We start from the raw sequence: 9232 nt of genomic DNA, 5'->3' as shown, positions 1-9232 counted from the left end.
GACGGCCGGCTCCCGTCACGGGAGCCGGCCGTCGCCGAACGTGGAGCTGGTGCTCAGCGCACGTCGTCCGAGCAAGCTCGTGACGTGGCCTCGCCCGTCAGTTCTCTTCCTCGCCGAGGATCGAGCGCAGACGCTTCGGCGCTGCCGGAGCCTCCTCGCCACCCTGACCCTCAGGCGCGGTGTTGAGCGCCTCGAGCTGCTGCGTGAAGTAGCTCTTGAGGCGGGAGCGGTACTCGCGCTCGAAGGAGCGCAGGCCCTCCACCTCGGTGGTGAGCTTGTCCTTCTCGCGCTCGAGGTCGCCGAAGAGCTGCTGGCGACGAGCGGCGGTCTCGGAGTCGAGCATCGACGCGCGGGTCCGGGCGTCGGACTCCATCTTGTCGGCCTTCTCCTTGGACTCCGACTCGAGACGCTCGGCCTTCGTACGGGCCTCGCCGACGATCTTGTCGGCGTCGTTCTTGGCCTGGTCGATCAGCGCGTCGTGGTTGCGCGTGGCGAGCTCGAGGAGGCGGGCCGCGGCGTTGGACGCCTCCGGCACGGTCTCGACCCGGATCGTCTCGATCGCACCCGCGGCGGGCGCGGCGGCGACGGGAGCGGCGACCGGCGCCGGGGTCGGCTCCGGCTCCGGGGTCTTCTCCACGACCGGGGCGGGCGCGGGGGTCTCGACCGGGGCGCTGGCGCCACCGGAGCTCTGCGCGGCGGAAAGCTTCGCGCGAAGGTCGTCGTTCTCCTTGGTGAGCCGAGCGAGCTCAGCCTCGACCTCATCGAGGAACTGGTCGACCTCACCCATGTCGTAGCCCTCGCGGAGCCGGACGGGAGTAAAGCGCTTGTTGCTCACGTCCTCAGGCGTCAGCGGCATGACCTCACCCATTCATCTCGTTGTTGCAAAACAGTTGGTGCTGGAGTTGAGACTCTAGCGTTGTTTACAGCAGATACCTGACGTCGAGTCGCAGCAGGATGTATGCGGCGAGCATCACGATCAGGAAGCTGAGGTCCAGGGCCACCGTGCCCAGACGCAGCGGCGGCACGACCTTGCGCAGTGCGTTGATCGGCAGATCCGTGGCGGTGTACACACCCTCCAGGATCACCAGCAGCAGACCCTTCGGCTCCCAGGACCGGGCGAACACCTGGACCCAGTCGACGATGAAGCGGATCCACAGCAGGCCGATGAAGGCCCAGAGCAGGAACTCGAGGATGACGCCGATCGTGTGCATATCGGTGGCAACCCTAGCGGGACCCGCTCAGCTCTGGTTGAAGAACCCACCCTCGGCGAGGCGCGCCTTGTCCTCCGCGGCGATGCTGACGTTGGGCGGAGAGAGAAGGAACACCTTGTTGGTGACCCGCTCGATGTCGCCACGGGTGGCGAAGATCAGGCCGGCGGCGAAGTCGATCAGCCGCTTGGCGACCGTGTCGTCGACGTCGGTGAGGTTCATGATCACCGGGATGCCGTCGCGGTAGGTCTCGCCGACGGTGCGGGCCTCGTTGTAGTTCGCGGGGCTCACCGTGACGATGCGGGAGAACTCGATGTGCGCGGGCGCCTCCGCGACCGCCACCGGGCGGCGCCGCTCGGACAGGTCGGCGACCGGCGCCGGGCGCTGCTCGCGGACGCGGGGGGCCTGGGCGGCCTCGTATTCGTCACGCTCGTAGCCGCGGCCCGCCCCCTGGCCCGCGCCGCGGTCCTCGCGGTAGCCACGGTCGTAGGCGGACTCCTCGTCGTACCGACCGGTGTCCTCGAGCAGACCGAGGTACTCACCGGCCTTACGCCACATGCCGCTCATCTTGTTGCCTTCCGGTTCTGGTGGAACTGCTTGGGACATTACTTGACCGCCGGCCGCGAACCGAGTACCGCGGAGCCGACACGCACATGTGTCGCGCCGTGGCGGATCGCCTGTTCGAGGTCGCCGCTCATGCCGGCGGAGAGCCGGGTTGCTGCGGGGTGGTCGGCGAGGAAGCCCGTACGGATCTCGGCGAGCCGTGCGAACGCCTCCTCAGGATCGGTGTCCAGGGGCGCGACGGCCATCAGGCCACCGAGCCGCAGGTGGTCGTGACCGGCGACCTGGCCGGCGAGGTCGGCGAGCGCCTCGGGCGCCACGCCGCTGCGGTGGGCCGCGCCGGGGCCGTCGAGGCTGACCTGGAGGAGGACGTCGAGCGGTCGGCCGCGCTCGGCGGCTCCGCGGTCGAGCCGGGAGAGCAGCTCGGGCCGGTCGACGGACTCGACGACGTCGGCGTAGCGCGCGACGGCGGCGGCCTTGTTGGTCTGCAGCCCGCCGATGAAGTGCCAGCGCAGGCCCGCCGAGGCACGCAGGTCAGCGCACTCCTCGGCCTTGGCCTGGGCCTCCTGGTGACGGTTCTCCCCCACCTCGGTGACGCCGAGGCCGGCGAGGATCCGCACGTCGGAGGCGGGGAAGAACTTGGTGACGACCACCAGACCGACCTCGCCGGGGGTTCGGCCGGCCGCGGCCTCGGCCGCGCCGATCCGGTCGCGCACGGCGGCGAGGTTCGCCGCCAGGTCCTGCTCGCGCGCGCTCATGGGATCCACACCAGCCCCGCGAGGCGCCCGGAGGACGCGGCATCGCGGCGGTAGGAGTGCAGGGAGCCGTCCTCGAGGGTGCAGCGCCCCGTCTCCACGACGGTGACGCCGGCGGCGGCCAGCTGGGCCGCGACGGCTGCCCCGAGGTCGAGGGCGGGCGTGCCCCAGGACGTCTCGGCGTGGGCCGCGGGGACGAGCGCGGCGACCTCTGCGCGCATGGCCTCGGGGACCTCGTAGCAGCGCCCGCACACGTGCGGACCGATCCAGGCGGTGATGGCGCCGTCGCCCGTGCCGGCGCCGAGGGAACGCATGCGCTCGACCGTACGGGTGACGACGTCGGCCTCGACCCCCTTGCGTCCGGCATGGGCAGCGCCGATGACGCCGGTCGCCGGGTCGGCGAGGACGACGGGGACGCAGTCGGCGACCCGGATCATCAGACCCACCCCGGCGCGTGCGGTGACCAGGGCGTCGGCCATCGGCACGCCGTCGAGCGGGCCGGCGGGCCAGGCCTCGGCGACCTCGACGACGTCGGCGCCGTGGACCTGGTGGAGCCGGGCGAAGGTGACGCCGCTGGCGGCCTCGACAGCGGCGAGGGCAGCCTCGAAGCCGGCCTCCTTGTCGGGGCCCCACTGCAGGTCGAGGCTGCCGTCGGTGAACGCGACCTCGACCCGGGGGCTGCCCGGGCCGAGGTCGGCGGTGTCACGGAAGGCGAACATCGATCACTTCAGGAAGTCGGGCACGTCCAGGTCGTCGTCGGCGAAGTCGACCGACGGAGCGGCCTGGCGCGGTGCGGCCGGCGGCGGGGTGGCAGGACCGGCCGGAGCCGAGACCGCCTGAGCCGGGGCGCCGACCGGGGCCGGGCGCTCCTGACGCTCCGAACGCGGCTCGTGACGCTCCTGGCGCACGGGGGCCTGTGCCTGGGACTGGGCGGCGGCCGGGGTGGCCTGGCCGCGCAGGGTGGTCTCGCGCTTCTTGGGCTGGCCGCCGTCGAAGCCGGCGGCGATGACGGTCACGCGGACCTCGTCGCCCAGGGCGTCGTCGATGATCGTGCCGAAGATGATGTTGGCCTCCTCGTGGACCGCGTCGGCGACCAGGGCGGCCGCCTCCTGGATCTCGAAGAGGCCGAGGTCGGAACCGCCGGCGATGGAGAGCAGCACGCCGTGGGCGCCGTCGATGCTGGCCTCGAGGAGCGGGCTGGCCACGGCGATCTCGGCGGCGGCCACGGCACGGTCCTCGCCGCGGGCCGAGCCGATGCCCATCAGCGCGGAGCCGGCGTTGGACATGACAGCCTTGACGTCGGCGAAGTCGACGTTGATCAGACCCGGGGTCGTGATCAGGTCGGTGATGCCCGAGACACCCTGGAGCAGCACCTGGTCGGCCTGCTTGAAGGCGTCGATGACCGAGACGTTGCGGTCGGAGATGGAGAGCAGGCGGTCGTTCGGGATGACGATGAGGGTGTCGACCTCCTCGCGGAGGCGCTCGATGCCCTCGTCGGCGGAGCGCTTGCGACGCGCGCCCTCGAAGGCGAACGGGCGGGTGACGACGCCGATGGTCAGCGCGCCGAGGCTGCGGGCGATCCGGGCGACGACCGGGGCGCCACCGGTGCCGGTGCCACCACCCTCGCCGGCGGTGACGAAGACCATGTCGGCCCCCTTGAGGACCTCCTCGATCTCGTCCATGTGGTCCTCGGCGGCCTTCTCGCCGACGCCGGGCTGGGCGCCCGCGCCGAGACCGCGGGTGAGCTCGCGACCGATGTCGAGCTTGACGTCCGCGTCGCTCATCAGCAGCGCCTGGGCGTCGGTGTTGATCGCGATGAACTCGACGCCCTTGAGGCCGACCTCGATCATCCGGTTGACGGCGTTGACGCCGCCGCCACCGATGCCGACGACCTTGATGATCGCCAGGTAGTTCTGTGCAGCTCCCACGGTTGGTCGCTCCCTCGTTCGTCTCGACGCTGTGCCTGTTAAAGCGGTGCTGGGTGTTCGGAAGTTCGCCGGCGTGTCCCTGAACCCTGACCCTCATCCTGAGGGTTATAGTTATGTCAACCTCGCCGTGTTCAGAACACTAGGCATCGCGACGCGTCGGATCGTGCAGACACGCGGGGTGTGTCGCGACCGGTGAAAGAAATTCAGCCCGCGGTGACCGGCTGGCCCGGGACGGAGACGTCGTACGTCCTCACGTCCGGCTTCGCCTTCATCAGCGCGGCGAGGACCTCGGCCTTCGTGCCGGAGTCCGAGGCGCTCCCCCAGCGCACCGTCTTCCCCGTGCCGAGCGCGAGCGAGATCTCGTCGATGCTCATCACCTCGACGTGGTCGACCTTGGCGGCGAGCCCGGGCGGCAGCGCGGCGACGACCTCAGCGGCCTGCTTGAGCGCGGCCGCATCGGTGCCGGCCGGGGTGGAGACCCGCGGCAGCCCCTTGGGAGCGTTGAAGTACGAGGAGAAGACGACGCCGTCGGCGTCGAGGGCGTGCAGGTGGCCGCCGATCTCGATGACCGCGATCGGGACGCGCTCCACGACCTGGATGCGGATCTTCGAGGGCCACTCGCGGGAGACGTCGACGGACTTCACCGCCGCCAGGGCGCCCACCCGGCGCTGCACGCGATCGAGGTCGGCACGCAGCAGCGGCCCGCCGGTCGCGACGTCGGCGGCACGTCGTACGTCGCTCCTGGTGAGCGTGGTCGTCCCGGAGACGCCGCTGATGTCGACGCCCTTCACCGAGAGCCAGGAGGAGAAGTAGACCGCCCAGACGCCGGCGCCCGCGATCAGCAGCACCGCGAGCGCGGCGACGAGGTAGCGCCACGCCAGCCAGCGGCGACGCCACTGCCGCCGGGCGAACCGCTTGCGGGTGCGCTCGGCGATAGCACCGGTGTCGGTCACCGTGTCCTGACGGCGCCGGCGGAGGCTAGACACCCTGCTCCAGCAGCGCCAGGACCTTCGGGCCGACCTCGGTGATGCTGCCGGCGCCGAGGGTGACGACCAGGTCGCCGGGGCGTGCGATCCGGGCGAGCACCTCGGCGGCGTCGGCGAGGCCCGGCGCGAAGTGCTTGCGCTCGTGCGGGACTGCGTCGAGGACCAGCCGGCCGGTGACCTCCGGGTCGGCCTCCTCGCGGGCGAGGTAGACATCGAGGACGACGACCTCGTCGGCGGCCCCGAGCTCAGCGCCCATCTGCTCGCCGAAGATGCGCGTACGGGAGACCAGGTGCGGCTGGAACGCGACGATCAGGCGGCCCTCCCCCGCGACCGAGCGGGCGGCGACCAGATCGCCGGCGATCTCGGCCGGGTGGTGGGCGTAGGAGTCGTAGACGCGCACGCCCGCGGCCTCGCCCTTGCGCTCCATCCGGCGGCGGGTGCCGGTGAACGACTCCAGCCCGGCCTTGAGCAGCTCGAACGGGTAGCCGAGCCGCAGCCCGACGGTCAGCGCGGCGAGGGCGTCGGCGACGTAGTGCCGGCCCGGGATCTGCAGCGTGATGCGGCCGAGCTCGCGGACATCGAGGCCGTCGCGGTCGAGCACGGTGAAGGAGGAGGTGGTGCCCTCGAGCACCACGTCGACGGCGCGTACGTCGGCCAGGTCCGACTCCCCGACGCCGACGAAGCGCCGGCCCAGCGAGGTGGCGACCGAGCGCAGGTCGGCGGCGCCCTCGTCGTCGACACAGGCGACGATCAGTCCGCCGTCGTCGGCCCGGTCGACGCGCCCGATGAACTGGGCGAACGCCTCGCGGTAGGCCTCCTCGGTGCCCCATTGGTCGAGGTGGTCGGCCTCGACGTTGGTGATCACCGCGACGTGCGGGCGGTAGACGAGGAAGGCGCCGTCGGACTCGTCGGCCTCGGCGACGAAGAGGTCGCTCGCGCCCTGGCCCGCATTGGTGCCGGTGGCGGTCAGGTCGCCGCCGACGGCGTACGTCGGGTCGGCCCCGGCGGCCTGCAGCGCGACGGTGAGCAGCGACGTGGTGGTGGTCTTGCCGTGTGTGCCGGCCACCGCGAGCACGCGGCGCCCGGCCATGACGGCGGCCAGCCCGGCCGAGCGCGGCAGCAGCCGCAGCCCGAGGCGCTGGGCCTCGACGATCTCGGGGTTGTCCTCGCGGACGGCGGTGGACACGACCAGGGTGTCGGCGTCGTGCACCTGCTCCGCGGCGTGGCCGACGTACACGGTCGCGCCGGCCTCGCGGAGCTTGTCCAGGGTGGCGGAGGGGTTGCCGTCGGAGCCGCTGACCGTGATGCCGCGGGCGAGCATCAGGCGCGCGATCGCGGACAGACCGGCGCCGCCGATGCCGACGAAGTGGACCCGGCCGAGCTCCTCGGCCGGCAGGATCCGCTCGGGAACGGGGACTCTCATCGGGCGGCCTCCAGGACGATCCGGGCGAGCTTCTCGTCGGCGTCGCGCGGGATCAGCGCGCTGGCGCTGGCGCTCATCGCGGCGAGCCGCTCGGCGTCCGTGACGAGCGGTACGACGTGGTCGGCGACCCAGTCGGCGGTGAAGTCGGCGTCGGCGACCAGCAGCGCGCCGCCGGCCTCGACGACGGGCAGGGCGTTGAGTCGCTGCTCGCCGTTGCCGATGGCGAGCGGGACGAAGACGGCCGGCACGCCGACGGCGGCGGCCTCGGTGACGCTCGAGGCGCCGGCGCGGCAGACCATCAGGTCCGCGGCGGCCAGGGCGTAGTCCATCCGGTCGACGTAGTGGAGCCCGACGTACGGGACGCCGGTCTGCTGCGGGACGGGCAGCTCGTTCTTCGGGCCGACCACGTGCAGCACCTGCACCCCGGCGTGGCCGAAGGCCGCTGCGGCCGCGGTGATCGCCTCGTTGACCCGGCGGGCGCCCTGCGAGCCGCCGGTCACGACCACGGTCGGGCGGTCGGCGTCCAGGCCGAAGAAGGCACGCGCCTCGGCGCGCAGCGCGGCACGGTCGAGGGTGGACACGATCCGGCGGATCGGCAGGCCGACGTACTCGGCCTTGGGCAGGGGCGTGTCGGGGAAGCTGACCGCGACCCGGCCGGCGATGCGGGCGCCGATCTTGTTGGCGACCCCCGGCAGCGCGTTCTGCTCGTGCACGACCACCGGCACCCTGCGACGCCGGGCGGCCAGATAGACGGGCAGCGAGACGTAGCCGCCGTACCCGACGACGACGTCGGGCTGGATCCGGTCGATCACCGCGCGGGCGGCGACGACCGCGCGGCGCAGGTTCGCCGGCACGCGCGCGAGCTCGGCGTTCACGGCGCGCGGCAGCGGGACCGGCGGGATCAGCTCGAGCGGGTAGCCGGCGGCGGGGACGACGGTGGTCTCCAGGCCGCGGGCGGTGCCGACGCAGGTGATCTCGACGCTCGGGTCGAGGCGGCGCAGGGCGTCGGCGGTGGCGAGCAGGGGCGAGGTGTGACCGGCGGTGCCGCCGCCGGCGAGGAGTACGCGCATGGTGCCTATGAATCTATCTACGTCGGCTAGCGGGCCGAGAGGCCGGTGGAGCGGGAGCGCTTGCGCTGCGCCAGGGCCAGCGCTGCCTCGGGCTCGCGCCGGGCGAAGCCGATGACGAGGCCGAGCGCCGCCAGGGACGGCAGCAGGGCCGAGCCGCCGTACGAGACGAGCGGGAGCGGGAGGCCGATGACGGGCAGGAAAGCGAGCACCATGCCGATGTTGATGATCGCCTGGCCCACCAGCCAGATCACCACGCCGAAGGTGACGTAGCGGACGAACGGGTCGCGGGTCTGGCGCGCGACCCGGATCGCGGCGAAGGCCAGGACCAGGAAGAGCGTGACGACCAGGAGGGTGCCGACCAGGCCGAGCTCCTCGCCGAGGACGGCGAAGATGAAGTCGGTGTGGGCCTCGGGCAGGTCGCCCCACTTCTGCTGGGAGGCGCCGATGCCCTGGCCGAACCAGCTGCCGCTGGAGAGCGCGTAGAGGCCGTGGCCGGCCTGCCAGCCGGCGCCCTGGAGATCCTTGAACGGGTCGAGGAAGTTCTCGATGCGCGCGAGGCGCTCGTGGCTGGTGCCCACGAAGAAGACCGCGGCGGTGCCGACGACCAGGGAGGCGACGGTGAAGTAGCGCAGCGGCAGGCCGGCGACCCACAGCAGCCCGAGCAGGATCGCGCCGAAGATGAGCGAGGTGCCGAGGTCGTGGCCGATCAGGACCAGCCCGGTGGCCAGGAGGATGCCGGGCACGACCGGCATCACCATCGCGTGCACGCTGTGGAGGCGGCGCTCCTTCATCGCGAAGATGTGCGCGGCCCACAGGATGAGCGCGAGCTTGGCGATCTCGGAGGGCTGGATCTGGATCGGCCCGAGGGCGAGCCAGTTCTTGTTGCCGTAGACCGAGACGCCCATCTTGGCGGTCATCACCAGGAGGCCGAGCGAGAGGATGAACCCGGGCCAGACCAGGCGCCTGACCCAGCGCTGGGAGATCCGGCTGGCGATGAAGGCGACCGGCGCTCCGAGCGTCACCCACATCAGCTGCTTCTTCACCACGGCGTAGGAGTGGCCGTCGTAGTGGATGTAGGCGTACACGCTCGAGGCGCTCATCACCATGATCAGGCCGATGACGAGCAGCAGCACGGTGGTGCCGACGAGCAGGTAGTAGGAGGTCAACGGGCGTGCGAGCGCCTCGTTGAGGGTGCGCAGGCGCTCACCGGCGACCGCGCCGATCCAGGAGCGCAGCGAGAGTCGCTCGGGGGCTGCGCCAGCGGTCTCCTCAGGGTTGGCCGTGGTCACCGCGTCCCCCCT

At 72.1% G+C, this 9232-nt stretch carries 9 protein-coding genes and 1 pseudogene; all 10 read right to left on the bottom strand.

Going from position 1 to position 9232, the window contains the following annotated elements; all coding sequences use genetic code 11:
* Positions 1–97: 97 nt before the first annotated feature.
* Positions 98–856, bottom strand: a complete 759-nt coding sequence (locus KSO98_RS06340; RefSeq protein ID WP_225284233.1) for a DivIVA domain-containing protein — start codon at positions 854–856, stop codon at positions 98–100.
* Between the two features lie 64 nt (positions 857–920).
* Positions 921–1211 (bottom strand): YggT family protein, encoded by a 291-nt coding sequence (locus KSO98_RS06335; protein ID WP_225284232.1) that lies wholly within the window; start codon positions 1209–1211, stop codon positions 921–923.
* 27 nt (positions 1212–1238) lie between these two features.
* Positions 1239–1775 (bottom strand): cell division protein SepF, encoded by a 537-nt coding sequence (locus KSO98_RS06330; RefSeq protein ID WP_225284231.1) that lies wholly within the window; start codon positions 1773–1775, stop codon positions 1239–1241.
* A 38-nt stretch (positions 1776–1813) separates the two neighbouring features.
* Complete coding sequence (locus tag KSO98_RS06325; RefSeq protein ID WP_225284230.1) at positions 1814–2527, bottom strand: YggS family pyridoxal phosphate-dependent enzyme; 714 nt, start codon at positions 2525–2527, stop codon at positions 1814–1816.
* Positions 2524–3243: a purine nucleoside phosphorylase YfiH/LACC1 family protein gene (locus tag KSO98_RS06320; protein WP_225284229.1), complete on the bottom strand. Its 720-nt coding sequence runs from the start codon at positions 3241–3243 to the stop codon at positions 2524–2526. Before KSO98_RS06320 ends, KSO98_RS06325 begins: the two co-directional genes overlap by 4 nt.
* 261 nt (positions 3244–3504) lie before the next feature.
* A pseudogene (gene ftsZ, locus KSO98_RS06315) lies at positions 3505–4452 on the bottom strand (cell division protein FtsZ); the annotation flags it as partial.
* 203 nt (positions 4453–4655) lie between these two features.
* Positions 4656–5438, bottom strand: coding sequence for a cell division protein FtsQ/DivIB (locus KSO98_RS06310; protein ID WP_225284226.1), 783 nt, complete (start codon positions 5436–5438; stop codon positions 4656–4658).
* Positions 5431–6861 (bottom strand): UDP-N-acetylmuramate--L-alanine ligase, encoded by a 1431-nt coding sequence (murC, locus tag KSO98_RS06305; RefSeq protein ID WP_225284225.1) that lies wholly within the window; start codon positions 6859–6861, stop codon positions 5431–5433. The genes KSO98_RS06310 and murC overlap by 8 nt, the downstream gene beginning before the upstream one ends.
* Positions 6858–7931 (bottom strand): undecaprenyldiphospho-muramoylpentapeptide beta-N-acetylglucosaminyltransferase, encoded by a 1074-nt coding sequence (gene murG / locus KSO98_RS06300; protein ID WP_225284224.1) that lies wholly within the window; start codon positions 7929–7931, stop codon positions 6858–6860. The genes murC and murG overlap by 4 nt, the downstream gene beginning before the upstream one ends.
* A 26-nt stretch (positions 7932–7957) precedes the next feature.
* Positions 7958–9220, bottom strand: a complete 1263-nt coding sequence (ftsW, locus tag KSO98_RS06295) for a putative lipid II flippase FtsW (protein WP_225284223.1) — start codon at positions 9218–9220, stop codon at positions 7958–7960.
* Positions 9221–9232: the final 12 nt, after the last annotated feature.

Origin of the sequence: Nocardioides nematodiphilus, assembly GCF_020216525.1 — a bacterium.
GTDB lineage: Bacteria > Actinomycetota > Actinomycetes > Propionibacteriales > Nocardioidaceae > Nocardioides > Nocardioides nematodiphilus.
Note: the sequence above shows the minus strand (reverse complement) of the source record. Positions and strands in the feature narration are given on the sequence as shown.

What these genes read in the sequence shown, in the direction of transcription:
- KSO98_RS06335 (WP_225284232.1), bottom strand. Translation starts at nt 1,211, where the DNA reads ATGCACACGATCGGCGTCATCCTCGAGTTCCTGCTCTGGGCCTTCATC.
- murC (WP_225284225.1), bottom strand. Translation starts at nt 6,861, where the DNA reads ATGAGAGTCCCCGTTCCCGAGCGGATCCTGCCGGCCGAGGAGCTCGGC.
- KSO98_RS06320 (WP_225284229.1), bottom strand. Translation starts at nt 3,243, where the DNA reads ATGTTCGCCTTCCGTGACACCGCCGACCTCGGCCCGGGCAGCCCCCGG.
- KSO98_RS06330 (WP_225284231.1), bottom strand. Translation starts at nt 1,775, where the DNA reads ATGAGCGGCATGTGGCGTAAGGCCGGTGAGTACCTCGGTCTGCTCGAG.
- murG (WP_225284224.1), bottom strand. Translation starts at nt 7,931, where the DNA reads ATGCGCGTACTCCTCGCCGGCGGCGGCACCGCCGGTCACACCTCGCCC.
- KSO98_RS06340 (WP_225284233.1), bottom strand. Translation starts at nt 856, where the DNA reads ATGCCGCTGACGCCTGAGGACGTGAGCAACAAGCGCTTTACTCCCGTC.
- KSO98_RS06325 (WP_225284230.1), bottom strand. Translation starts at nt 2,527, where the DNA reads ATGAGCGCGCGCGAGCAGGACCTGGCGGCGAACCTCGCCGCCGTGCGC.